Source organism: Ruegeria sp. YTSC002, from assembly GCF_059609845.1.
On the sequence record NZ_JBXWML010000002.1, the window covers coordinates 252,605 to 277,602 of the forward strand.

General features: G+C 58.8%; 24 protein-coding genes. 8 read left to right on the plus strand and 16 right to left on the minus strand.

Going from position 1 to position 24,998, the window contains the following annotated elements; translation table 11 throughout:
- Positions 1–11 precede the first annotated feature (11 nt).
- Positions 12–1,211: a methionine gamma-lyase gene (locus tag AC2FFD_RS06350; RefSeq protein WP_496872535.1), complete on the minus strand. Its 1,200-nt coding sequence runs from the start codon at positions 1,209–1,211 to the stop codon at positions 12–14.
- 115 nt (positions 1,212–1,326) lie between these two features.
- On the opposite strand from AC2FFD_RS06350, the gene AC2FFD_RS06355 reads away from it, so the two are divergent.
- Positions 1,327–1,779, plus strand: coding sequence for an Lrp/AsnC family transcriptional regulator (locus AC2FFD_RS06355; RefSeq protein ID WP_480685040.1), 453 nt, complete (start codon positions 1,327–1,329; stop codon positions 1,777–1,779).
- 128 nt (positions 1,780–1,907) lie between these two features.
- Here the strand turns inward: AC2FFD_RS06355 and paaZ are convergent, their stop codons facing one another.
- From paaZ to AC2FFD_RS06385, 6 genes are all read right to left on the minus strand, one after another.
- Entirely contained in the window at positions 1,908–3,938 is a 2,031-nt protein-coding gene (paaZ, locus tag AC2FFD_RS06360; RefSeq protein ID WP_496872538.1) for a phenylacetic acid degradation bifunctional protein PaaZ, read from the minus strand.
- Between the two features lie 119 nt (positions 3,939–4,057).
- Positions 4,058–5,245 carry a cytochrome P450 gene (locus AC2FFD_RS06365; protein ID WP_496872539.1) on the minus strand — a complete coding sequence of 396 codons (1,188 nt, stop codon included), beginning with the start codon at positions 5,243–5,245 and terminating at the stop codon, positions 4,058–4,060.
- A complete protein-coding gene (locus AC2FFD_RS06370; RefSeq protein ID WP_425079215.1) occupies positions 5,245–6,597 on the minus strand; it encodes a TRAP transporter large permease in 1,353 nt (450 codons plus the stop codon). Before AC2FFD_RS06370 ends, AC2FFD_RS06365 begins: the two co-directional genes overlap by 1 nt.
- Complete coding sequence (locus AC2FFD_RS06375) at positions 6,597–7,100, minus strand: TRAP transporter small permease (RefSeq protein ID WP_170345182.1); 504 nt, start codon at positions 7,098–7,100, stop codon at positions 6,597–6,599. Before AC2FFD_RS06375 ends, AC2FFD_RS06370 begins: the two co-directional genes overlap by 1 nt.
- 57 nt (positions 7,101–7,157) lie before the next feature.
- Positions 7,158–8,177, minus strand: coding sequence for a TRAP transporter substrate-binding protein (locus AC2FFD_RS06380; protein WP_480685044.1), 1,020 nt, complete (start codon positions 8,175–8,177; stop codon positions 7,158–7,160).
- Between the two features lie 70 nt (positions 8,178–8,247).
- Positions 8,248–10,281, minus strand: coding sequence for an FAD-dependent oxidoreductase (locus AC2FFD_RS06385; protein ID WP_496872542.1), 2,034 nt, complete (start codon positions 10,279–10,281; stop codon positions 8,248–8,250).
- A 103-nt stretch (positions 10,282–10,384) separates the two neighbouring features.
- Between AC2FFD_RS06385 and paaG the strand changes: the two genes are divergently transcribed.
- From paaG to AC2FFD_RS06405, 4 genes are read left to right on the plus strand one after another with little or no spacing between them, the layout of a single operon-like run.
- Positions 10,385–11,170, plus strand: a complete 786-nt coding sequence (gene paaG, locus AC2FFD_RS06390) for a 2-(1,2-epoxy-1,2-dihydrophenyl)acetyl-CoA isomerase PaaG (protein WP_496872543.1) — start codon at positions 10,385–10,387, stop codon at positions 11,168–11,170.
- A gap of 2 nt (positions 11,171–11,172) precedes the next feature.
- Positions 11,173–11,598, plus strand: coding sequence for a hydroxyphenylacetyl-CoA thioesterase PaaI (gene paaI / locus AC2FFD_RS06395; RefSeq protein ID WP_170345375.1), 426 nt, complete (start codon positions 11,173–11,175; stop codon positions 11,596–11,598).
- Positions 11,599–11,622: 24 nt separating this feature from the next.
- Positions 11,623–12,933 (plus strand): phenylacetate--CoA ligase PaaK, encoded by a 1,311-nt coding sequence (gene paaK, locus AC2FFD_RS06400; protein WP_425079212.1) that lies wholly within the window; start codon positions 11,623–11,625, stop codon positions 12,931–12,933.
- A gap of 3 nt (positions 12,934–12,936) precedes the next feature.
- Positions 12,937–13,533 carry a TetR/AcrR family transcriptional regulator gene (locus AC2FFD_RS06405; RefSeq protein WP_480685049.1) on the plus strand — a complete coding sequence of 199 codons (597 nt, stop codon included), beginning with the start codon at positions 12,937–12,939 and terminating at the stop codon, positions 13,531–13,533.
- A 99-nt stretch (positions 13,534–13,632) separates the two neighbouring features.
- On the opposite strand, the gene AC2FFD_RS06410 is transcribed toward AC2FFD_RS06405, so the two are convergent.
- The 7 genes from AC2FFD_RS06410 to AC2FFD_RS06440 are packed head-to-tail and all read right to left on the minus strand — an operon-like array spanning position 13,633 to position 20,611.
- Positions 13,633–14,688, minus strand: a complete 1,056-nt coding sequence (locus AC2FFD_RS06410; protein WP_496872545.1) for an aldolase/citrate lyase family protein — start codon at positions 14,686–14,688, stop codon at positions 13,633–13,635.
- Between the two features lie 11 nt (positions 14,689–14,699).
- Positions 14,700–15,500 (minus strand): 2-oxo-hept-4-ene-1,7-dioate hydratase, encoded by an 801-nt coding sequence (gene hpaH, locus AC2FFD_RS06415; RefSeq protein WP_496872546.1) that lies wholly within the window; start codon positions 15,498–15,500, stop codon positions 14,700–14,702.
- The gene (locus AC2FFD_RS06420) at positions 15,497–16,351 is read right to left on the minus strand and encodes a fumarylacetoacetate hydrolase family protein (RefSeq protein WP_480685052.1); all 855 of its coding nucleotides are present in this window, start codon (positions 16,349–16,351) and stop codon (positions 15,497–15,499) included. The genes hpaH and AC2FFD_RS06420 overlap by 4 nt, the downstream gene beginning before the upstream one ends.
- The gene (locus AC2FFD_RS06425; RefSeq protein ID WP_496872549.1) at positions 16,348–17,745 is read right to left on the minus strand and encodes a pyridoxal phosphate-dependent decarboxylase family protein; all 1,398 of its coding nucleotides are present in this window, start codon (positions 17,743–17,745) and stop codon (positions 16,348–16,350) included. Before AC2FFD_RS06425 ends, AC2FFD_RS06420 begins: the two co-directional genes overlap by 4 nt.
- Positions 17,746–17,803: 58 nt before the next feature.
- Positions 17,804–18,646, minus strand: coding sequence for a 3,4-dihydroxyphenylacetate 2,3-dioxygenase (gene hpaD / locus AC2FFD_RS06430; RefSeq protein ID WP_170345172.1), 843 nt, complete (start codon positions 18,644–18,646; stop codon positions 17,804–17,806).
- A gap of 54 nt (positions 18,647–18,700) precedes the next feature.
- On the minus strand, positions 18,701–20,209 hold the full coding sequence (hpaE, locus tag AC2FFD_RS06435; protein ID WP_496872552.1) for a 5-carboxymethyl-2-hydroxymuconate semialdehyde dehydrogenase: 1,509 nt from the start codon (positions 20,207–20,209) through the stop codon (positions 18,701–18,703).
- A 3-nt stretch (positions 20,210–20,212) separates the two neighbouring features.
- Entirely contained in the window at positions 20,213–20,611 is a 399-nt protein-coding gene (locus tag AC2FFD_RS06440) for a 5-carboxymethyl-2-hydroxymuconate Delta-isomerase (protein WP_496872553.1), read from the minus strand.
- Between the two features lie 105 nt (positions 20,612–20,716).
- Here AC2FFD_RS06440 and hpaR point away from each other — a divergent pair, with 105 nt between their 5' ends.
- Positions 20,717–21,157 carry a homoprotocatechuate degradation operon regulator HpaR gene (gene hpaR / locus AC2FFD_RS06445; protein ID WP_496872555.1) on the plus strand — a complete coding sequence of 147 codons (441 nt, stop codon included), beginning with the start codon at positions 20,717–20,719 and terminating at the stop codon, positions 21,155–21,157.
- A 33-nt stretch (positions 21,158–21,190) separates the two neighbouring features.
- Here hpaR and AC2FFD_RS06450 read toward each other — a convergent pair whose 3' ends face one another.
- Together AC2FFD_RS06450 and AC2FFD_RS06455 are read right to left on the minus strand one after the other, a co-directional pair.
- Positions 21,191–22,543: an aminotransferase class III-fold pyridoxal phosphate-dependent enzyme gene (locus AC2FFD_RS06450; protein WP_496872556.1), complete on the minus strand. Its 1,353-nt coding sequence runs from the start codon at positions 22,541–22,543 to the stop codon at positions 21,191–21,193.
- Positions 22,544–22,577: 34 nt separating this feature from the next.
- Positions 22,578–23,357: an IclR family transcriptional regulator gene (locus AC2FFD_RS06455; protein WP_496872557.1), complete on the minus strand. Its 780-nt coding sequence runs from the start codon at positions 23,355–23,357 to the stop codon at positions 22,578–22,580.
- 108 nt (positions 23,358–23,465) lie between these two features.
- Here AC2FFD_RS06455 and AC2FFD_RS06460 point away from each other — a divergent pair, with 108 nt between their 5' ends.
- Together AC2FFD_RS06460 and AC2FFD_RS06465 are read left to right on the plus strand one after the other, a co-directional pair.
- The gene (locus tag AC2FFD_RS06460; RefSeq protein ID WP_170345166.1) at positions 23,466–24,395 is read left to right on the plus strand and encodes a tripartite tricarboxylate transporter substrate binding protein; all 930 of its coding nucleotides are present in this window, start codon (positions 23,466–23,468) and stop codon (positions 24,393–24,395) included.
- A gap of 63 nt (positions 24,396–24,458) precedes the next feature.
- Entirely contained in the window at positions 24,459–24,995 is a 537-nt protein-coding gene (locus AC2FFD_RS06465) for a tripartite tricarboxylate transporter TctB family protein (protein ID WP_496872559.1), read from the plus strand.
- The last annotated feature ends 3 nt before the right edge of the window (positions 24,996–24,998 follow it).

Sequence of the window (24,998 nt, forward strand, 5' to 3'; positions counted from 1 at the left end):
GGTCTCCGGGTTCAGGCGGCGCTGCGGGCAGGATAGGGCAGAGCTTGCTCCAGATCGGCGAGGATATCTTCGACGTCCTCCAACCCAACAGACAGACGGATCAAACCATCGCTGATCCCATGCTCGGCCCGTTCCTCCGGAGTATAGGTCGAATGAGTCATGGATGCGGGGTGCTGGATCAGCGTTTCGGCATCGCCCAAGGACACCGCGCGCTGGATCATGTTGAGGCGGTTCATGAATTCAATCCCACCGGACAGGCCGGACTTGATCTCGAACGCGATCATGGCACCGGGTTGGGACATCTGGCGCTGCGCGACGTCATGCTGGGCGAAACTCTCAAGCCCAGGGAAATAAACCTCGCCGACGGCCGGATGGGCTTCGAGGAAATCTGCAACGACCCTGGCGGAGGCACAGTGACGATCCAGACGCAGGTTCAGTGTTTTCAGTCCGCGCAGTATCAGCATCGCGTTGAAAGGGGCCATGACCGCACCGGTCATATCCTTCATTCCGACCAGGCGGATTTCGGCAATCTGTTCAGCGGTGCCAACAACCAGACCGGCTACCACGTCGCCATGTCCGCCAAGATATTTGGTGGCGGAATGCAGAACGATATCCGCCCCGTGCTCGATCGGGCGGGTCAGATAGGGGCTGGCGTAGGTGTTGTCGACGACAACCGTTGCACCGACCGAATGCGCGATCTCGGCGCTGGCGGCGATGTCCACCAAGCGCATGTTCGGGTTGGCCGGAGTTTCGAAATAGACAACGCGGGTTTTGTCAGAAAGCGCCGCTTTCAGGTTCTCGGGGTCCGTCATGTCGACATGGGTGATCGTGACCCCCCATTTCGCCAGACCGTGGCGCATGAAGGCGAAGGTGCAGCCATAGAGTGTTTTGTCCACGATGACTTCGTCCCCTGGCGACAGCAGAGTCCAAAGCACTGCCGTTATCGCCCCCATGCCGCTGGACAGGGCCAGTCCGGCCTCGGCCCCTTCAAGCACCGCAATGCGTTGTTCCAGAAGGTCACATGTGGGGTTCGAAATTCGGCTGTAGATATGACCTGCGCGTTCACCGGCGAACATCTCTCCACCAGCCTCTGCGGATTCGAAGGCAAACGTGGACGTCAAATGCAGCGGTGGGGTAAGGGCGCCGTCATTTTCCAAAGGGTTGTAAGCGTGGTGAATGGCGCGGGTGGCAAATCCGGTTGAACGAGTCATTGCAAGCTCCTGTTTCAAGCTGACGCCAGTTTACGCCTTTACTTTGGGCTTTTGCTTGCCAATAGTACCAAGAGTGCGATCCATATTGGCAGATTCTGCCAAGGTTGAGGTTGAAATGGACGATAAAGACAGACAGATCATTCGGGCGCTGCAAAAGGACGGGCGCATGACGAACCAGGATCTTGCCGACGAGGTGAACCTGTCTCCGTCGCCGTGTCTGCGCCGGGTCAAGAACCTCGAAGCGCGCGGGGTCATAAAGGGTTACAGCGCAGATGTGGACGCTGCGGCATACGGCATAGGCATTACCGTTTTTGTGCGGATCCGGTTGGAGCGGCACAATGAAACGGACGTTCAGAATTTCGAAAAACGCGTTCGGATGATCGACGAAGTTCTTGAATGCCACGTGCTGACCGGGGCAATGGACTACCAGTTGCGGGTGCTGGTATCGGATCTCGAGTCATATGAGGAGTTCATTCGAAACAGAATTCACCCGATCGGTGGGATTGCATCGATCGACACAAGCTTTGTTTATGGAACGGTAAAGAAGACCGCAGTTTTTCCGCCCTGATGGAACGCGCCCGGCCAATCTGCGAACTCAGGTTGAGGTGCATGTTCAACGGGCGCTGGGATCAGGGTTCACAGGTCGTTTTTCGACCCGTGAACACGCTGACCTGCCGAGTTCAATAGGCACCAAGCCTAGTAGGCGACCATCGTCAACAGCTCATATTCCGCTACCATTTCATCATCCTGCTGGGTCAGGGTGACATGCCAGCGGACTTCGCCGTATTCTTCGTTCCGCTTGGTCTTGGCCTTGACCGTCAACCGCACCTTGATGGTGTCACCCGCCTCGACAGGCTTCATGAATCGCAACCCGTCAAGACCCGTGTTTGCCAGAACCGGGCCTTCGTTGGGTTCAACAAACAATCCGGCTGCAAATGACAAAAGCAGGTACCCATGGGCCACACGGCCCGGGAAGAACGGGTTCCGTTCCGCCGCTGCCTGATCCATATGCGCGTAGAACGTATCGCCGGTGAAATTGGCAAAGTGTTCGATGTCTTCCATCGTGATTGTACGGGGCGCCGTGTGGATGGTCTCGCCAATCGCCAGGTCGTGGAACCGACGCGTGAACGGATGGGCCGGCCCTTCGACCTCGGTCGCGCCGGGAACCCATGTGTTCCCGATTGCGGTCAGCAGATCAGGCGACCCCTGAATGGCTGTTCTCTGCATGTAATGCTTGACGCCACGCACGCCGCCCATCTCTTCGCCGCCACCAGCGCGTCCCGGTCCGCCGTGAACCATATGCGGCAGCGGAGAGCCGTGGCCGGTGGATTCCTTCATCGAGTCGCGATTGTTGAAGTACAGGCGCCCATGATACGCTCCGGCCCCCAGGGCAACGTGCCGTGCCACATCGGCGTCACGGGTTATGACCGATGCCACCAGCGACCCCTGTCCGCGATTTGCCAGTTCGATCGCATGGTCGAGATCGCGATAGCCCATCACCGTGCTGACAGGGCCAAAAGCCTCGGTGTCGTGGACACGCCGGGCCGCATCCGGATTGGCACAATGGTACAACATCGGCGGCAGGAACGCGCCTTTCTCGGCATCCGCCCCATTAACCACAAAATCGTCAGGGTTGCCGAAAACGCGTTCAGCTTCCTGCCCGATGATTGCCGCCTTTTCCAGAACATCGCGTTTCTGACCGTTCGAAACCAACGCGCCCATGCGTGTGGTTTCCAGCCTAGGGTCGCCGATGACCGTTTTGGCCAGCCTCGCGGACAGGGCTTCGATCACCGCCTGCACCAGAGGCTCTGGGGCCATGATCCGGCGGATTGCGGTACATTTCTGCCCAGCCTTCGTGGTCATCTCGCGCTGGACTTCCTTGACGAAAAGGTCGAATTCCGGCGTTCCGGGCTCGGCATCAGGGCCCAGTATCGAGCAGTTCAGACTGTCCTGCTCGGCCACGAAACGAACTGAATTCTCCAGGATCACCGGGTTGGAACGCAGTTTTGACGCCGTGTCAGCAGATCCGGTGAAGCTGACCACGTCCTGCATGGTCAGACGGTCCAGCATATCACCCAGACCACCCGAAACCAGCTGCAACGCGCCCGCAGGCAAAATGCCGGAGTCCAGCATCAGCCGGACGCATAATTCGGTGACGTAGCACGAGTTCGTTGCCGGCTTTACGATGGCCGGAACGCCCGCCAGAAGGGTTGGAGCCAGCTTTTCCAGCATCCCCCAGACAGGAAAGTTGAACGCATTGATGTGAACCGCCACACCGTGCAACGGGGTGCAGATGTGCTGCCCCAGGAAGGTGCCATTGCGGGACAGCTGCTCGACCTCACCGTCCAGGTAGACATGTCCGTCCGGCATCTCGCGCCGACCTTTCGAAGCGAAGACGAACATCGTGCCGATGCCGCCGTCAATGTCGATCAAGTGGTCGGACTGGGTGGCACCCGTGCTGAAAGACAGGTCATACATTGCCTGTTTGTGCTGACCCAAATGAATGGACAACGCCTTGAGCATCTTGGCCCGCTCATGAAACGTCATCTTCCGCAACGCCGGCCCGCCGACATCGCGCGCATAGTCCAGCATCCCCTGCACATCCAACGCGCTATTGCCGGCCGAGGCGATTACCTCGCCTGTGACTGCGCTTGCAATATTGCGGGCACCCGCGCCGGGCGAAACCCATTCACCGGCCGCGAAGCTGGAAATCTGTTGGATTGTCATGAGCGTCTCCTCATCTGTTGTGTGATCTTCGCGCAGCCGTATGCCCGTCTCACGAAACCATAATATAAACCGTACGGTCGGTCAATAAATTGGCGAATTGGCAACTCGAACCGTACATCTCAGACTTGCGCTGGCAGTCGCGCGAAACCCCGAAACCGAATGCGTCCGCCCCGTTCAGCACCGTCGGTGATGCGATAGGTCGGGAATCGCGCCAGAAACCGTCCGACGGCCACGCGACCCTCCATACGCGCCAGGGTCAGGCCAACGCAGGTGTGGGGGCCTCCGGCAAACGCATGATGCTTGTTGGGACGTCGATCCAATACAACCTCATCAGGTTGTTCAAACTGCCGCGGATCGCGATTCGCCGCGCCGATGCACAGGTGAACGTCTGTACCTGCCGGAATGGTCTGACCATGGAACGTCACTTCTTCGGTGGTCAGACGATTGCCAAACTGATTTGGGCTTTCCAGCCGCAGAAACTCGTCCACTGCCGTGTTGATCAGATCCGGATTGGCCAGCAGTTCGGCCCGTTTGTCGCGGTGCCGTTCCAACAGTTCCAATGCGTTGCCGATCAGGTTGGTGGTGGTCTCGTGCCCTGCATTCAGAATGAAAATGCAGTTCTGGTAGAGTTCGACCTCGGTCAGACCACCATCGGTGTCATCCTGCATCAACCGTGTCAGGACATCCGTCGCAGGATCTCCGGGGTTGGCCCGGCGATCTTCGATGACATGCCGAAGATAGTCCTTGAAATCAGATACCGAACGGTTGCCCCACTCTTCCTGATCGGGCGTCAACTGAGGCTCCAAAGCGCCCAGTATGGCCAGAGACCAATCCCGCAAAGGCCCGCGCTCTGATCGGGGAATGCCAAGCAGGTTGCCGATGATCTCGATCGGGATGGCACCGGCGAAATCCTCGATCAACTCTACCGAGCCCTTGGCCTGCATCTCGTCCAGCAGCCCATCGACAAGTTGAATCAGGCCCGGTTCCATCTGCGCCAGCGCCCGTGGGTTCATCGCGCCAACCATGACCTTGCGGACGCGGGTATGCAGGGGCGGATCGTTGAACACAAGGCTGGTGGTATGGTGTTCGTAAAGCGGGCTGTCGATACCGAATTTGGGGCCGAAAACCGCCTTTTTGTCCGATATGAAACGCTCCGTATCCCGGTACACCAGGTCCAGGTCGTCGTACCGCGACAGGATCACCGACCCGTCGGGCTGCCAGCAGACGGGCGTGTCTTCGCGCAACACGGCGTAGGTTGGATAGGGATCCGCATGAAACCCGTCCGGAAGCGCAGTCAGAGAGAACATCAGTGACCCATCGCTCCCATTTGTTCGGGAAGGACCAGAACCAGCCACGGCACCAGAACGATCAAGGCCAGACGGAAGATGTCTGCCACCCAGAACGGTGTGACTCCTTTGAAGATTGTTCCGGTCGATACGTCCCCGACCACGCCTTTCAGAATGAACACGTTCAGACCCACGGGCGGCGTGATCAAACTGATCTCGGTCACGACGACGACGACGATGCCGAACCAGATCGGATCGTATCCCAATGAGGTGACCAACGGGAAAAAGATCGGCACCGTCAGCAACAGCATCGACAGCGATTCAAAGACGCATCCTAGAATGATGTAGATCCCGAGGATCATCAGGATCACGACGAAGGGTTCCACCTCATATGCGGTGACCAGGGCGATCAGCGCTTCGGGCAGACCAGCCAGGTTGATGAAATTCGAGAAGATCTGCGCCCCGATCAGAACCGAGAACAGCGCCGCCGCGGTGAAACTGGTTTCCTTCAGCACTTCAAAGGTCGAACCAAGGGTCAGCCCACCGCGCGACAGAGCAATCAGGAATGCGCCCATGGCACCCATACCGGCAGCCTCGGTCGGGCTGAAGGTCAGGTTCAGTGGATAGAAATCGAACACTCCGTACAAACCGCCGATCACCAGGAAGAACAACAGCAATACGGCCCAGACCGAGCGCAGGGCCGACAGGCGTTCGCCCCAGCCGTGGCGTTCACCAGCGGGGCCGGATTCTGGCCTGCGCCAAACAGTCCAGCGCACGGCGAACAGATAGAAGAGGATACCAAGTACACCGGGGATGATGCCAGCAACGAAAAGTTTGCCGATCGATGTTTCGGTCAGCAGGCCGTAGATCACCAAAATGACCGACGGTGGGATCAGGATACCCAGCGTGCCGCCGGCGGCAATCGACGCGGTCGACAGCTCATCCGCGTACCCATAGCGGCGCATTTCCGGCATCGCGACTTTGGACATGGTCGCAGCCGTTGCCAGCGAGGAACCGCAAATGGCCGAAAAGCCGCCGCACGCGGCGACCGTCGCCATGGCGATACCGCCTCGGAAGTGGCCCAAAAAGGCGTTTGAAACCGCGTATAATTCGCGCGCGAGCCCGCCCTTGTTCACGAACAGGCCCATGAGGATGAACAGTGGCACGACCGAAAGGCCGTAGTCCTGTGCCGTGTCCGTAATCTGGCGTCCCACCATTGACATGGCGGCCTTCAGTCCGCGCTCGGACAGGATGCTGCCACCGCGCTCATATGCGAACCCAAGTGTCCCCACGAGGCCCATCGCAAACACGATGGGCAAGCGTACCAACACAAGAACCAGGACAAGGGCGAAACCGATCAGTGCGGCAGTCATCAGGCGTGCTCCGACAAGGTTTGGGGGGCAAAAATGTACAAAAGACCGGTGATGAACATCGCGACGGCCGTGATCGCAGTGAAGGCGGCGATGAACCAACCCACATAGAAGACAGGGATCGACAGGTATTCGGTGACGTCGCCGTAATCCCGTGCACGTTCAGCCAGAACCCAGACGCGCTGAATCGGCCAGATCAGCATGATGCCGGACACCAGATAGACAATCGCATCGCGCGCCCTGCTCAGCCGCAGGCGGGAAAAAATTCCATCGGTCAGGTCAACCGCGATTTGCCCCTTCCCTGCCGAGATCATCGGCAGGACCGAGAACACAAGGATCGCCATCAGAATCCGCGTCAGTTCGGTTGCCGCCTCGATCGGAGCATTGAAGACTGAGCGCAGGATGACGTCAAAAAAGGTCATCACCATCAGGATGAACAGCGCCACACAGGCCAGCACCGTCGGAATGATACTGACGCGACGCGCGAAGGTCACGATAGATTGCATGATTGGCCCCCAACGGGTGTAGATGGCTGGCGGTTCAACCCCGCCAGCCGGGCTGCGTTACTGAGCAGCCATTTCGTTTACGATCATGTCATAAGCGGCCTGCGCATCGACACCGGTGCCATTGACCTCTTCGATGACCTTGGTGCGCACATCGGCAGCGATCGCATTGAACTTTTCCAGATCTTCAGCAGAGGCTGCATTGATCGCGTTGCCTTCGGTCTGTTCGGTCGCCTCACGGCCGATCGCGTCGATCTCATCCCAGATTTTACCGATTTCGCGGCTCAGCGGTTCACCGAACACCTTTTCTTCCAAAGCGGCCTGCACATCGGCGGGAAGATCCGCAAACGTGTCTTCGTTCATGATGAACGCAAATGATCCGCGATACAGGCCACCCGGAACTTCATACACGTTTTGCGCAACTTCGGTCAGCTTGAAACCCTTGCGGGATTCAAACGGCATGACGACACCATCAGCAGCTTTCGACGCGAGTGTCTCGTATACTTTCGGCGCAGGCACCTGGATTCCAGTTGCGCCCAGCGCCGTGCCTACATCTCCGCCGACACCACCCGGGATACGGACTTTGAGGCCCGACACCTCGTCAAGCTTGGTCACGGGGCTGCTGGAGTGAAGCTGCGCCGGGCCATGGGTGTGCAGGGCGATCACCTTCACACCGCGATGTTCGTCCGCCGCCTTGAGATACTTGTCGTATGTACGCCAATACGCGACCGAGGCCGCTTCGGCCGAGCCCTCATATCCAGGCAGCTCGATCATCTTGGTGGTGACGAAACGACCGGGCTGGTATCCATGAAAGATGATCGACGCATCGGCTGCGCCATCCATGATCAGGTCCATCTGCGCCGGCGGCGGGGCAATTCCCAGCTTCAGTTCAGCAGTGACTTTGCCGTCGGTGGCTTCTTCGACCATTTCCACGAATTTCGGCCACATCTTCGCGTTGATGCCGTGGGTCGGCGGTGCCCAGCTGGAAATCGTCAGCGTATAATCCGCCGCCAGCGCCACTGTGCCCGAAACGGCCAGCGCGGCCGAGGCCAAAAGAGTGCTCAACTTGGTGAACTTCATGGTTTTGTCTCCTCCCTGTGAAACATGACTCGAGAATGCGTTAATGGTCACTTTTGTAACCATCAACATGTTAATAGTTTTCGGATCGGTCCGCGACACGCCACGAACCGGGGCTTTCTTTCGCTACGGTTAGCATATTTGCGGCGCACCGGCTGACGCCGATTTCGTTGCAATAGTTCATCGGACCTCCTCTCCAGCGGGGAAAGCCGTATCCATGGATTTGAACCATATCGACGGCTTCTGCGTTTTCCGCGATCCCTTCTTCAATGATCAAAGCGCCCTCGTTGGCCAGAACCGCCAGCAGTCTTGAAGAGATATCCTCGTCCGAAAAAGCCCGCCGGGTGATGCCCTGCTGGTCAGAATAGGCTTCGATCAATGCCTCAACTTCGGAATCCCGAACTGGGGCGCGACTGCCTTCTTCGTAGCGATACCACCCTTTGCCGGTACGCTGGCCGAAACGCTCCATCTCACACAGCTGGTCTGCGATGGTGACATAGCGTTCGTTCGGGTCGCGGCTTGCTGCATTGCGTTTGCGGTTCGCCCAGGCAATTTGAAGACCGGTCAGGTCCTGAAGCTCATAAGGCCCCATGGGCATCCCGAACGCCCGCATCGCATGGTCCACCTGATAGGGAAGCGCCCCATCTGCCAGCAGATAATCGGCCGCGCGCCGATAAGCGGCCAACATGCGGTTGCCAATGAACCCATCGCAGATACCCGACAGCACCGAAACCTTACGAAGCTTCTTCCCAAGCGCGACCGCGGTTGCGACAACTTCAGCAGACGTTTGCGGAGCTACCACGACCTCGAGCAACCTCATGACATGGGCCGGGCTAAAGAAATGCAGGCCGATGCATCGGGCCTGATTGCCGACGTCCGCGAAAATTTCGCGCGGGTCCAGATAGGACGTATTGGTGGCCAAAATCGCATCGCTGCTCATATGCCTTGCCAACTCGTCAAAGACCTGCTGCTTGACGGACAGATCCTCAAAGACGGCCTCGATCGCCAGTTCGGCATCCGCAGCGTCTGCATAGCTGTTCACCGCACGAAACGCAGCAAGGCGATCCCGAAGCTGCGCCTCGGACATCCTGCCTCTCTTGACCGCGCTTTGCAGCAGACCCTCGACCCGAGTGTGCGCTGCGGCCGCGGCGTCAGCGTCTCGCTCGATCAACGTCACGGACAGCCCGCCGTTCAGGGCCGCAGTTGCGATCCCTGCCCCCATCAACCCACCTCCGACAACGGCGATCCGTGTTATGTCACGGGCGGCCACACCTTTGATCAACGAAGGTTTGGACACGGTACGTTCAGCAAAAAACGCGTAACGCAAAGCGCGGCTTTCCGGGCTTTGGCGCAACTCCAGATGGCGCGCGCGCTCTTTCGGTTGTGCGGTGGCAAATGGCTCAACCGACCAACCAAGCGCCGTCAGGTTTTCCAGCGGCGATTTCTGCCCCCTGGCGCGTTTCTTCAAAGCCTGGCGGCTCGCCTCCAACAGATCCGGCGCAAATTCCGCCACAGCACGCTGGCTGACAGGTATTGGGCGTTCGGGCAGATCCGCTACCAAGTCCAGAACAGCAGCCTTGGGGTCTTCGGCGACAAGGTCGATACCGCCAAGCTCAGCCAGTGTCTCTGCCCTGAGAATTTTGCCCGAACAGGCCATGTCAATTGCAGCCTGCATCCCGACCAGACGCGGCAATCGTTGAGTGCCCCCCGCCCCGGGGATCAAGCCCACATTGACTTCCGGCAGGCCAAAACCCGTTCCCGGCGCTGCGATCCGCCACGCACAGGCCATGGCGATCTCGAACCCGCCACCCAGCACGTTGCCATGCATGCAGGCTATGAACGGAACCTCGCTGTCTTCGATTTTCTGAACCACGTCAGGCAAATGTGGCTCGACCGGCGGTGCATCGAATTCGGACATGTCGCCGCCCGCAACAAAGGTCTTTCCAGCACAACACAACACCGCCACGCGCGCGCCCTTGACCGCATCAACCGCGTCAGACAGCCCTTGCCGAACACCTGTCGACGTCGCGTTTACCGGCGGGTTGTCAATTGTGACCCACGCCACGTCGCCTTTAAATTCAACGCTCACCAGCGACGACTGCGACATTTGCAATCCCTTTGATCGGTTCAGATTCGGTTCGGGTTTATATATTGACCAACCGTTCGGTTAATGCAATGATTAAGTTGAAACGAGACCAGATGAGACAGTCATGAGCGATACGATTCTTGTACAAGACAACGGGAACTGGGTCGAAATCACCCTGAACCGCCCGGACAAGCTGAACTCGTTCAATGAAGAAATGCACCTGGCGCTACAGAATGCGCTGAAAGCCGCGCGCGACGACGGGGCCCGCGCGATATTGCTGACCGGTGCCGGGCGTGGCTTTTGTGCCGGTCAGGACCTCGGTGATCGCGACCCGTCGAAGATGGATGGCCCGCCGGATTTAAGCGAGACGGTACGCACATTCTATGCCCCTCTTGTCCGTTTGATCCGGTCGATGAATATCCCGGTGATCTGCGCCGTGAACGGAGTAGCCGCCGGGGCAGGTGCAAATCTGGCGCTGGCCTGTGATATGGTTCTGGCCGCGGAACGTGCGAAATTCATTCAGAGCTTTTCCAAGGTGGGCCTGATTCCCGACACGGGCGGCAGCTGGCACTTGCCGCGCCTGTTGGGCGAGGCGCGCGCCAAGGGGCTGGCCCTGACAGCCCAACCCCTTCCGGCCAAACAAGCCGAAGATTGGGGGCTGATCTGGAAGGCAGTGGCCGACGATCAATTGATGACCGAAGCGCGCGCTCTTGCCGCGCAATTGGCAAACGGCCCCACCCTCGGGCTCGGGCTGACCAAACAGTGCATTCAAACTGCTGCCACCACGTCCCTCTCGGATCAGCTCGAGATCGAAGCGGACGCAATGAAGACCTGCGGGGAAAGCGCGGATTACGCCGAAGGCGTATCCAGTTTTCTTGAAAAGCGGGCACCGAATTTCCAGGGACGCTGATGATGACACCCAAGGAACGTGCCACGAGATCCGCTGAAGCGATGTGGGCGAATGACCAAGCCAGCAAATGGTTCGGGATGGATCTGGTCGACGTCGACGAAGGCCGTGCAGTCCTGACCCTGACAGTCGGGGACCATCACTGCAACGGGCACGGCATTTGCCACGGGGGCGTCACTCATGCCCTGGCCGACAGCGCCTTTGCCTTCGCCTGCAACAGTCGCAACGTGGCAACCGTCGGCCAGCATACGATGATGAGCTATCTCGCGCCCGGAAAAAAGGGGGACCTTCTGACCGCAACCGCGACAGAGGTTGCCGTCACCGGCCGCAGTGGCATCTATGACGTCCGCGTCACCAATCAAGACAACACCCTGATCGCCGAGTTTCGCGGAATGTCCCGCGCGGTCGGCGGGCAGAATTTTCAGGAATAGCTTCGCGACTGGAGGAGTGACGCGATGGAAGATCTTTCCCCAAACAAAGCGGATCTGGACCCGATCGAGATCGCCTCGATCGACGAAATCCGTGCGACGCAGCTTGAACGGCTCAAATGGTCCGTTCGCCACGCCTATGAGAACGTGCCGATGTACAAGCAACGGTTCGACGAATCCGGTGTGCATCCTGACGATCTTCAGCAGCTCTCGGATCTGGCGAAGTTTCCGTTCACGTACAAAAATGATCTGCGTGACAACTATCCGTTCGGCCTGTTCGCCGTTCCACGCAGCCAGATCATTCGTCTGCACGCCTCGTCCGGTACGACGGGCAAGCCGACGGTGGTGGGCTATACGAAAAACGACATCGACAATTGGGCGGATCTGGGCGCAAGGTCCCTGCGCGCATCGGGGTTGCGCAAGGGAGACATGGTGCACAATGCCTATGGTTACGGGTTGTTCACCGGCGGTCTTGGCGCACATTACGGGATCGAGCGGCTTGGCGCGACCGTCGTCCCCATGTCCGGCGGGCAGACCGAAAAGCAAGTCAACCTGATCAACGACTTCCGGCCCGACGGGATCATGGTGACGCCGTCCTATATGCTCAATATCCTTGAACAGTTCCACAAGGCCGGGCTCGACCCGCGTGAAAGCTCGCTGAAGGTTGGCGTGTTCGGCGCTGAGCCCTGGACTGACGCCATGCGCGCCGAAGTCGAAGAAGCGTTTGATATGCACGCGGTCGACATCTACGGCCTGTCCGAAATCATGGGGCCCGGGGTGGCCAATGAATGCGTTGAAACAAAGGACGGCCCGGTGATCTGGGAAGATCACTTCCTGCCTGAAATCATTGATCCCGCAACCGGAGAGGTCCTGCCCGATGGCGAAACCGGCGAGTTGGTGTTCACGACCCTGACCAAGGAAGGGTTGCCGATGATCCGCTATCGCACCCGCGACCTGACCTGCCTGCTGCCGGGGACTGCACGGTCCATGCGCCGGATGGCCAAGATCACCGGTCGCAGCGACGACATGATGATCCTGCGCGGCGTCAACGTCTTTCCCAGCCAGATCGAAGAACAGGTCATGGCGACGGGGGGCCTTGCCCCTTATTATCAGATCGAGCTGTACAAATCCGGCCGCATGGACGCCATGCGGGTTTTTGTTGAATCGTCCCCGGATTCCACCGACGAACTGTCCAAGACAGCCGCGGCACGGATGCTGACCAAGCGGATCAAGGACGTCGTTGGCGTCTCAACGGAAATTGTTGTAGGTGACCCCGGCGACGTCGAACGCTCTCAGGGCAAGGCGAAGCGCGTCGTCGACAATCGCGATAAGGAATAAACCGTGGCCCGTACAATCGCCAAAGATCACGACCAGAAGCGGAAGCAGATCCTGAAGACGGCAGCCAAAGTGTTCGCCGACCAAGGGTTCGATCGCGCCTCGATGACCCTGTTGGCAAAAGAGTGCGGGATTTCCAAGGCAAACATCTACCACTATTACGACAGCAAGGATGCCATCTTGTATGACATCCTTGAAACCTACCTGCGCGAGCTGCGCGACCGTATCTGCAATGTGGATCTGAACGGTCTCACGTCTGAACAGAAGCTGCGGAAAGCGGTACGCGAAATCCTGTTTGCCTACCAAGGCGCAGATGACGAACACCGGGTGCAGATCAGCGGCATGAGCGCATTGACCGAGGAACAGCAGAGACTTCTGCGCGGGTATCAGCTGGAATTGGTGAATTTTGTGCGCGACATCCTGAAAGAGCTGGCCCCGACAGCCTTCAACGATGACAAGGACAAGCTGCGCGGCGCCACGATGTCAGTTTTTGGGATGCTGAACTGGTATTACATGTGGAACAGCGGAGCAGGGCCCAGGGCCCGCGAAGACTATGCTGATCTGGTCAGCACTCTGACCGTCCATGGTATCCACAAGCTCTAGCTGAGGCCTTTCGGGCAAAACCGTTCGAAATCCAACGCAGGTATGCCTGCCTTTGTCCCGCTGCCACAGAGCCATCTTCAGGGCCGCAACGCGTTTTCCTCATCCTGACCAATCAATGCGGAACTCTTCCCGAAACGCAAAACGCGCCAGATGAGCCTCGATGACCTGTTGCCATCGGGCCAGATCACCGCGCGCCCGGGTGGCGGCGGTTACGGTCAGGCTGGTGTCGCTTGCCGAAAGGGTGACGCGGTTCCCGTCCGGAAAGCTCACGCTGCCCCGCGTGTCATCGAATGTTACCTGCGCCTTGTGGGACCAGTGTTTGCAAAGCTGTTGCAGGTATTTCGATGCCGCGCCTGTCTGCGCGTTTCCCGAAGCCACCTGATCGGGCAGCAGGCTGAGCCCATCAGCGGCAGCGGCCCGGATTGCCTTGGCGAACAGGGTCACATCGATGTCCGTGGCCACGAATGTTGCCCCCAGATCCAGGCATTTTCGCTGCATGACCGGGTCCAGCGACAGTATCCCTGCCGGCTTGCCTGCCGCAACGATGCGCTGGATCGCATCAAGCACGGCCTCGATCACGTCCGGATGCCCGGCATCGCCGATATGGCCCATATCTGCGGCCAAATCCGACGGGCCGACGAAAACCCCATCGACTTCGGTCGCCAGTATGTCGTCCAGCGCCTCCAGCCCAAGCCTGTTTTCGACCTGCACCAAAAGACAGATCTGCTCGTCCGCCGTTTTCAGATAATCCGGGATAGCCGCAAAACGCGAGGCCCGCGCCAAAGCGGAATCTACGCCCCGAACGCCACGAGGCGGATACTGCACGGCCCGCACCAGTTCGCGCGCCTGATCGCCGCTTTCCACCATCGGCACCAGTATGTTCTGCACACCGGCATCGAGATATTGCTTGATCATCCAGGTTTCGCCAATCGGCAGGCGTGCGACGGGGGTACTGCCAGATCCTTCAATCACCCTCACCTGCTCGAGGATCGAGCGCAGATCGTTTGGTGCATGCTCTCCGTCGACCAGCAGCCAGTCAAACTGCGCCGTTGCGGCGATCTCGGCGGTGTAGGCATTGGCCAAGCCGACCCAGCACCCGATCAAAGGGGTTCCCGACTTCAGCGCGGCCTTGAACGTATTGCTTGGCGCGGGCATTGGCGTTCCTTTCAGGCGAAACTGATATCGACCGAGCCGAACGGCCCGAAATCCGCTTGGATTTCCGTTCCCGAGGGGCATTCGACCGGGCGGATAAAGCTGCCGGATAGAATGACCTGTCCGGGTTCGATGCTCTGGCCGTATTGCGCCATGCGACGCGCCAGCCAGACGACGCTTTCGACCGGATCGTTCAGCACCCCCGCGCCCAGACCGGTTTCCTCGATCTCGCCATTGCGGAAGGTGAGTGCCCCGACCCAGCGCAGATCAAAGGCATCCACCCTGTGGCGGTCGTTGCCCAAAACGATACCGGCATTGGCGGCATTGTCACTGATCGTGTCAAAGACCGTGCGGGCCTTGCCGGTTTCGGGATCCACGCGTTCAATCCGGGTATCCAGAATCTCGATGGACGGCGCGACGCATTCCGTCGCCGCGATGATATCTTCGCGGGACACGTTTTCCCCGCCAATGGCAGACTTCATGACAAAGGCAATTTCGGCCTCGATCCGGGGCTGGATGAATCGCCCGGCCGGAACGGTGGCTCCGTGTTCAAACATCATGTCGTCGAACAGAATTCCACTGTCGGGAATGTCGATGTTCAACGCGTATTGCATGGCCTTCGAAGTCAGTCCGATCTTCCACCCAATCACCTTGCGCCCTTCGGCCAGTTTCTGGCGACAGATGGCGTTCTGTACTTCATAGGCATCATCCATGCCCATCTCGGGATGGCGCAGGGTCAGCAATCCGATCTGTTCGCGAGAGCTTTCAGCCTGCAACAGATCCGCAGCGGCGCGCGCGTGATCTTCGGGCGTCATGCTTGCTCGTCCTCGATGGTATTGCGCAGGGTCCCGATACCTTCGACGGAAACTTCGACCACGTCGCCCGGCACCAGGTACTTTGGCGGATCGAACCGCGCGCCCGCCCCGGTCGGTGTACCGGTCACAATGATATCGCCGGGCTGAAGCGTCATGAAAGTCGAGATATATTCAATCTCGCGCCGGATCGGGAACATCATGCGGTTCAGCGTATCATCCTGCCGCAGCTCGCCATTCACATGTGTCTGAATACGAGCGTCATCCAACTGGGCCGCATCCGTGAAGGGAACCAGCCACGGGCCGATGGCCCCAGAGCGGTCCCAGTTCTTGCCTTGGGTGACATTGAACTTGGCGTGCCGAACCCAGTCGCGAATGGTTCCTTCATTGCACAGCGTCAGCGCGGCGATGTGATCATACGCGTCCTGCTGCGGAATGCGGCGGCCAGCCTTGCCAATCACGATGGCCACTTCGCCTTCGTAATCCAGCGTGTGGTTTTCCGGCGGGCGGATCAAAGGCCGGTCATGGCCGGTAAATCCACTGGCGAAACGCGGGAACAGAGACATGTATTTCGGCTGCGCGCTGCCATCCTTGTATTCCGCGTTCCGGTCGGGAAAGTTCACCCCGACACAAAGGATACGTCGGGCATCCGGCATCACCATGTCATAGGTAAACTCGGAATGGGTGACCGGTTTGCCCTCGGCGGCTTCCGCCAGTTGATCAAATGCACCGGCCGCGATCACCTCGTAGAGGCTGGCGTGTTCGGGGAATTCCGGATTCAAAGCAATTGCACCACCGTCGGTGATTGCCCCGAAGAAACGTTCTTCGTCCGAAACGAAAGTTGCAAACTTCATTTCATGGCCTCCCACACGTCCCGGATCACGTCCGCAGCCATCAACACGTCGTCGCGGGTGGTATCGAACTGCCCGACCTGAAAGCGGATAATCTTGCGGCCGTCGAACATGCCCTGCGTCAGGTAAATCCGGCCATCGTCATTCAGCGCGTCCACCAGACGCTGCTGCTGTGCATCGTCCCCGGGACAGCGGAAGGAAAACAGGCTGAGGATCGGGCCGGTTGTGATCTCGAACCCCTCGATCGCACCAATCTTTTCCGCCAGTTCGCCGGCCCATGCCACATGGTTGCGGATCCGTTCGCGCAATCCCTCCAACCCGTAGGAACGCAACAGGAACCAGATTTTCAACGCCCGGAACCTGCGGCCCAGAGGGATGGTCCACTCAGAGTAATTCGTCACTTCCGCTCCGGTCGTCTTGAGGTATTCCGGTTCGATTTTCAGCGTATCGAGCTGGGGCGTGGCGTCTCGCAAGAACTGGATGGCACAATCGAATTGCGCGCCCATCCATTTATGCGGGTTGAAAACAATGCTGTCATAGCGACCGGCCCCCTGCCACAAAGCCTTGCGAAATTCCGGGCAGATCATGGCCGATCCTGCCCAGGCGGCGTCGAGATGGGTGTAGAGGTCGTGTTTTTGCGCAATGTCAGCCACGGCCATAAGGTCGTCGCAGGCCCCCACTCCTGTGCCGCCGGTAATGGCAACGATCCCGGCCGGAATATGCCCGGCGGCAATGTCATTCTGAATGGCGGCCTCAAGCGCCGAGGGAACAATCCCGAAATTCGGCCCCTGCGTGGGCAACTTGACCAGATTGTCCTGACCGATCCCGGCAACCCAGCAGGCCCGGTCGATCGACGAATGCACCTGGTCCGAACAATAGATCCGCAATGCCCCCTTGGCGTTCAGGCCTTCACGGTTGCCGGTAAAGCCGGTGGCCCGTTCCCGCATGGTCAGCACCGCTGATAAAGTCGCTGAAGAGGCGCTGTCCTGAATGACGCCGGTCATGCCCTCGGGCAATCCAAGAGCCTGCCGCAGCCAGTCGACCATGACGCCCTCGACCTCGGTCGCGGCAGGCGAGGTCTGCCACAACATGCATTGGGCCGCGATTGTCGTCACAAGCATCTCGGCCAACATGGACGGGGGCGCGGCATTGGCCGGGAAATAGGCGAAAAAGCGTGGATGCTGCCAATGGGTGATGCCCGGCATCACGATCCGTTCGAAATCGGCCATGATGGCGTCCATCGGCTCGCCTGTCTCGGGTGCCACCGGCACAAGCTGGGCCGCGATTTCCCCCGGCGCGGTCTGCGCCCGCACGGGACGTTCAGCAAGTGTCTTGTGATAATCCGCCGCCCATTTCGAGATGTGCTGACCCCAATACGAAAAAGTGTCCCAGTTCATCTACTGATTTTCCTTTGTGACGGGATCACCGCCAAATCCTTTTGTTCCGTTGCGTGCTTCACACCGAAAAGCTGACATTTGCCTGACCGGTGCCAGAGCTGCCGAAATACGGGGTATAGATGTCAATCTCGCCCTTGTAACTTCCCCAACCCAATGCACCAAACAGCAAGGCAGTGTCATTCATGGCGCATTCACCGGTGCATTTCTTTGCATAGTCCGGCAGCATCTCAAGAAACTCTTCAAATCGGCCCTGCTGCCACAGCTCCAGAACGCGCATGTCCATCTGGCGGTTGAACTCGCCGTTCACGGCGTTCAGCCCGTCGACCGAGCGTTCATTCGGTGTGAAGTCGTGGCTGAGCGAGCCGGACGCCAGAATGGATACATTGCGGTCCGAACGTCTGATGCCTTCGGCAATGGCCTCACCCCAGGCCCGGTTTTCCGCAATCGACGAGAATTGATTGACTGCCACCGGCAATACCCGGGCATTCACACCGTCGTTGATGAAATGCATCGGCAGCAGGGTGCCGTATTCCATGCCCATGTCGGGGTGCGAATGGCCCAGCGCCCGCTCTCCCCGTTCGCGCAGAACGTCAAGGATGGTTTCCCCAAGTTCATGATCGCCGCGATAGTCGAATTCCATATCCGCCAACATATGCGGCAGTTCGTGACTTATGAACCGGCCCTTGTGATGTTCCTTCGTGTTCAGGTGAAACCCTTGATTGGTGATCCAATGGGTGTCGAACACGATGAACGTCTCGACCCCGCGGTCAATCGCGTCCTGACGCAGGCGCCCGTACCCATCAATGGCGGATTGCCGGATGCCCTTGTATTTTGGCATCGTGTGGGACATCCAGATGCTGGGCACATGCGTAATCTTTGCGGCCTGTACTATCTTTCCCATGGCAATTCCTCCTCGTGAAATGGGCTTGCCCCAGCCGGGGTCGGCCTATGGGATCTACTTACCCAACTGCATGATCTTGTGCTGACCGGTGGCAAAGCCGATGTGTTTCTGTTCCATATAGAATTCAAAGCTCCAGTCGCCGCCATCCCGGCCGATGCCGGACGCCTTGACCCCACCGAACGGCGTTGGCAAGTGACGCACGTTCTCGGAATTCACCCAGATCATTCCAGCCTCCAGCCTGTCTGTAAACCGAAGCGCGCGGGTCAGATCATTGGTCCAGACATAACCGGTCAGGCCATAGGGCGTGTCGTTGGCGATCTCCAGCGCCTCATCCTCGGTCGAGAACGGGATCGAGGTCAGGACAGGGCCAAATATCTCTTCCCGGGCGATGCGCATCTGGTTGGTGGCATTGGTGAACAGGGTCGGCCGGACGAAATAGCCCACATCCCCCACCTTGACGCCGCCAGCGGCGACAGTTGCGCCATCTTCCTTGGCGATGTCGAAATAGCTCGTGACCTTGTTGTAGTGTTCTTCGGTCACCAACGGCCCGATCTCGGTCTCGGGGTCCAAGGGGTGACCTACCTTGATGCTGTTGACGCGTTCAATCAGTCTGGCTTCGAAGTCTTCCTTGATCGTGTCCTGCACCAAAAGCCGCGAAGACGAGGTGCAGCGCTCGCCATTGATCGAATAGATCATGAAGATCACGGCATCCAAAGCACGGTCCAGATCCGCATCGTCAAACACGATAACCGGGTTTTTTCCACCCAGTTCCAGATGGTTGCGCTTGTGGGTATCTGCGCCTTGCTTGACGATCAGACTGCCGGTACGGCTTTCGCCCACAAAGGCAATGGCCTTGATCAGCGCATGTTCGCACAAAGCCTTGCCAGCGTCGGGGCCAAATCCGTTGACCGTGTTCAGCACACCTTTGGGCAGCCCTGCCTGTTCGGCGATTTCCACCAGAAGGCGGGCCGTCAGAGGGGAATCCTCGGCGGGTTTGTGAACCACCGTGCAACCCGCAGCCAGGGCCGGCGCGATCTTCCAGGTCGACAGCATGAACGGCGTGTTCCATGGGGTGATCACGCCGACCGGGCCAATCGGCACACGGGTCGTCACATTCATCAGCGTCGGAGACTTCAGGTGCTGCCCATCCCGCGCCTTTATCACCTGATCCGCGAAATACCGGAAGTTCTCTGCCCCGCGCAAAGCTGCCTTTGACATGAAACGCAGGGTCTGCCCCGTGTCCCAGCACTCGCACAGCGCTATTTCCTCGGCGCGCGCTTCTATGGCATCAGCCACATTCAACAAGATGCGACGGCGTTGGGTGGCGGGCATGTCTCGCCATTCGGCAAAGGCTGCGTCGGCGGCCTGGGCCGCCGCGTCGATGTCAACTGCCGTGCCATGGGCAACATCACAGATCACGGATTTATCGACGGGCGAGACCGACTGAAACACCCCGGCAGATCCGTCCCGGTCTTCTCCCGCGATACGGTTGCGGATGCCCGTTTCCCGGAACCGGTCCAGAAAGCCGTTCAGCTTTTCGATGTTTGTGTCCAGTGCGCTCATGCGTCAGGTCTCCTGCGTGGTCGCCGACAGGTGGTCGCGGATCGTACCGGCCTTGGGCGACAGCTTGGGGTCGATGTCACGCATCTCAAGCGAGAGCGCGATGGAATGCCGTGAAAAAACCGGCGCCAGATATGCTTTGACCGCCTCGAATATGCGCTGGGTGGCGTCTTGTTTGACATCCGCGGATCGGCCTGCCCGCAGGCGGATCGAGATATCAATGAACCCATGCGCCGGGTTGCCGTCCGCTATGGCGTAATGATCGACCCGTGTCGCGCGCACACGAATACCGGGCATGGGAAAGGTCTCGATTCCAGCCGCCGTTGACCGAATGCACTCGCACAGGCCATCCATGTCGATCCTGTCTTCAAGATTGCCGGAATATTCGACGTGGAAGTGAGGCATGGTCTCTCCTTTATTAGTTAACATGTTTAGTTTTTAATGCACCCCCTGTCAAGAGATTGCTTTGTTAATCTTTGCAATTCACGGAACGGCGTTCTAGAAGGCCGCATGAACACTCAAAGCCATTCCAAAAGTACGGCCCGGTCCCTTCCGATCGCGTTGCTGCGTGCCCGTGAAACCGTCATGGCTCCGATCCGGGATATGCTGCAAGGCATCCAACTGACCGAGCAGAAATGGCGCATCCTGCGCGTTCTGGACGAGTTGGGCGAAGTGGAGCAAAGCACCATCGCGCACGAGGCGTGCTTGCTGCTGCCCAGCGTGACCCGCATTTTGCGCACGATGGAGGCCGACGGCCAGATCACCCGCCGTCAGGACAGCGACGACAAACGCCGCACCATGGTCAAGATCACCGAAGCAGGCCGCACCATCCTCAGGGAAAACCTGGCCACTTCACTTGCGATCTCCAGCAATATCGAAGCGCAGATGGGCAAGGAGAAGCTGGATCAGCTGCTGGATCTGCTCGAGGAGCTGCAAGCCATCAAAATCTGACCCCGCCAGGTTCCGACGGGGTCGGTTGACCGCCTACAAAGTGGCAAGACCGGTATCCAGCGCCGACAGAATTTTTGCCACATCTTCCGAAGTGACGATCAGCGGCGGCGACAGAATGATGTTGTTGCCAGACACACGCACCATCACGCCATCTTCGTATGCGACTTTCTGAACCTGAAGCGGCAGGTGTTTTGCGACAGGCGCCTTGGTCGCCCGGTCCGAAACCAGTTCCAATGCACACATCAGCCCCTCGCCGCCCCGCACGTCCCCGATCGCGTCATGCTTGTCGGCCAGCTTTTGCAAGCCGGCAAACAACTCGTCCCCGCGCGCGGCAGCATTTTCCCAGATCCGCAGGCGGTTGATCTCGGACAGGGCGGCCAAAGCTGCGGCCGCCCCGACCGGATGGCCGGAATAGGTATACCCCTGATCGACGGATGCCAGACCCGTGGTGTCACTTTCAAAAACCTCTGCGACCGCACCGGAAATCATGGCCGCGCCAAAAGGGAAATACCCGTTGGTGATCGCCTTGGCCGTCGTCATGATATCCGGCTGGACGCCCCAGTGCCGCGCACCGCTCTCGCTGCCGGTGCGACCAAAAGCGGTGATGATCTCGTCCGAGATCAGCAGGATGCCGTGCCTGGAACAGACCTCGCGCACCATGGGCATGAAGCTCTTGTGTGGCGGGATCACACCCCCGGCCCCCAGCACCGGCTCCATGATGAAGGCCGCCACAGTGTTTGCACCCTGAAACGCGATCTCGGCCTCAAGCGCCTTGACGCAAAGCTGCGCCAGACGCTCGGGGTCGGTTTCGTCAAACGGGTTGCGATAGGTCCACGGTGCGGGCACGTGGAAACAGCCGGGCATCATCGGCTCATACACTGCGCGGAATTTCTGGTTGCCGTTGACCGAGGCGGCAGCAAAATGGGTGCCGTGATAACCCTGCTTCAGGCTGATGAACTTGGTGCGCCCTGCTTCACCCCGGACCTTGTGATATTGACGCGCAAGTTTCAGCGCTATTTCGACCGAATCCGACCCCCCCGACGTAAAGAATGAACGGGTCAGCCCGTCGGCCTCGAAGAACTGGGCCAGCTCATAGGACAGCTCGATCGCCTTGTCGTTGCTGGTGCCGCGAAAGGTCGAGTAATAGGGCAGCGCATTCAGTTGATCCGCTATGGCCTGTTTCACCGGTTCACAGGAATAGCCCAGATTGACGTTCCACAACCCCCCTACGGCGTCCAGCGCCGTGTGACCATCGACATCAGTGATGTTGACCCCCTCGCCACCGCTGAGAATGGTCGGCGGGTTCTTCCGGCTGTCGGCGGGATGCGCCATCGGGTGCCAGAAGAACCGGGCGTTGTTTTCCTTCAGAAAGTTGGAGTCTTTCATGTCGCGGGTCTCCGAATGTTGAATCCACCCCGGGTCACGGGTGGAATCCGGTTGGAAAGGAGTCGGGCAACTGGCCGCCAAACCCGGCAGTCAGATCAGCCGAAAGTGAATGCAAAGTTGACAGTATTGCCGGAAGGCGGTCGCTGGTTGCTCGGGTTTCCGGGACAGCTATCGCGATGGTTCCCAACGCGATTTGATCGATGCCGAAGATCGGCGCGGCATATCCAAAAACGCCATCTTCGTAACTGCCACGGCTGTCGGCCCAGCCTGAAACTCTGATCTTTGCGACCCGTTCCTTGATGAGCTTCGGATCAGTAAGCGTGGCTTGTGTAAACCGTGCCTGCACGTCCTGATCCAACTGCTCCAAAAGGTGAGCCGGCCCGAAACTGAGCATGCACAGACCGGAAGCCGTCGCATTGAGCGGAAGCATCTCGCTGGGATCAAGACTGACACGAACACTGTGCTGCGTTGTTTCCACCACAAGCGCCGTCTGCAACCCCGTTTTCTCCAGCAAAGACAGATGCAGGGATTCACCGACCACCTGCATAGCGGCCTGCATTTTTTGACGCGCGTCCTCAATGCCGGGTCTGGCGATCTCTCGCAGCGCGGCCAAACGCAAAGCCGCCGGCCCGATCGCATAGGATTTCGTCATCGGGTTCTGTTCGATCAACCCGAACTCCTCAAGCGCGCGCAGGTGCCGCAACGCCGTTGCTTTGTTCAGCCCGGACAACCGCGCCAGGTGACTCAGCCCGATCTCAGGGCGGGCATTGGAAAAGTAGTCCAGCATTTTTAGGGCGTTAAGGGCTGTACCCATGTGCGTGTGGTCCTCTTGCTCAGGTAATACTTGACAGAACTAACTTAACAAAGCAACATTATTATTGTTAACGCGGTTCAATTATTGAACCACTAACGGGAGGTGTCAATGAAGAAATTTCTAACAGCCGCCGCTTTTGCGGCTTCGGCCACTGCCGCACTGGCTGAATACCCTGAAAAGCCGGTAAGTTTTGTCGTCCCCTGGCCTCCGGGTGATCTGGAAGATGTCCTTACCCGGATGATCGCCGACGAATTCCAGGCCATGTACGGTGTGCCTGCCGCTGTCGTGAACAAACCCGGCGGCGGAGGCGGCCCATTTCCCGGCGCGGTCGAGGTGGCAACCGCCCCTGCGGATGGCTACACCATCGGCTCATTCGTCATCGGCGTACCTGTCATCGGCCCTGAGATCGGAATTCCCGAACTCAACCCGAATCCTTTTGATCCAATTGGCATCTTCCTGACTTATCCCTTCGTCATCGCAGCCAGCAAAGACGCGCCGTTTTCAAGCTGGGAAGAACTGGCCGAACACGGCAAGGAAAACGACGTTGCGCTTGGCCATTTCGGATCGGTTCTGCCCCCCACACAGGTCACCTTTGCAGCTGCGGTCAGCAGCGGGTTCGACTTTGCCAGCGAAGCGGCCTTCGACGCACTGGATTGCAACACGCTGGCCTCAGGCGACGTGGATGTCATCAATACGACGCTACAGCTTATCCTTCCCTGCCTTGATCAGGTGAACGTCCTTGCCAGCATCGGCGGCGAGCGGATTTCACTGGTTCCGGATACGCCGACGATCGTGGAGCTCAATCCGGATCTGCCATTGGCCCTTTGGAACGGGCTGTTTGTGCACAAGGACACGCCCGCCGACGCGCGTGAAAAGATCACGGCTGCCGCGCAGAAAGCGTTGTCCTCGGACAAAGCCAAGAAGCTGGCTGAGGAAACCGGCGCCCTGATCTACTGGCAGGACCCGGACGCGTCCAAAGCTCAGATCGAGCAGGACAAAGCCTCTTTCGCCAAGATCGAAGAGATTCTGGGCGAATAATCCGAAAGAGGCCCGGCAAGGCCAAACAACCCCGGGCCTTTTTCATTCAAACAGGAGGCCAAAATGATCGCAAAGACGCTGCAAGACATGTTCCGACGGTATCGACGTCCGGGCGATATTGTCTTTGCCTTCCTTTTCTTCGGTTTCTCCCTGTTCCTCCTCAGCCAGATCGGCACTGAGACTCAGATCGTCAAACGAACCAAGTGGTTTGCGCAGCCCGCCCTTTGGCCCAAGATCGCGATCTGGGGCATGGTTTTGTTCAGCGGCCTCCACTTGCTGAGCTCTTTCCTGTCCCCACGCATTCCCGGACGTTTGCGAGAGGTGACGTTCTGGTTGATGTCCCTCGAATATGTTGCCTACTTCCTGATCTATGTCGTGGCGGTTACGTGGCTTGGGTATCTGCCCTCCACCATGCTTTTTGCAGCCCTGCTGACGATACGATTGGGATTTCGATTGCCTGGGGCTTTTTGCGTTGCACTTGCCTTCGGCGCGGTCGTGGCCGTCGTTTTCCGCGCGTTGCTTCAGGTGAACATTCCGGCCGGTCGGATATACGAATACCTGCCCGACGGGCTGCGCGCCTTTGCGTTGACCTACCTGTGAGGC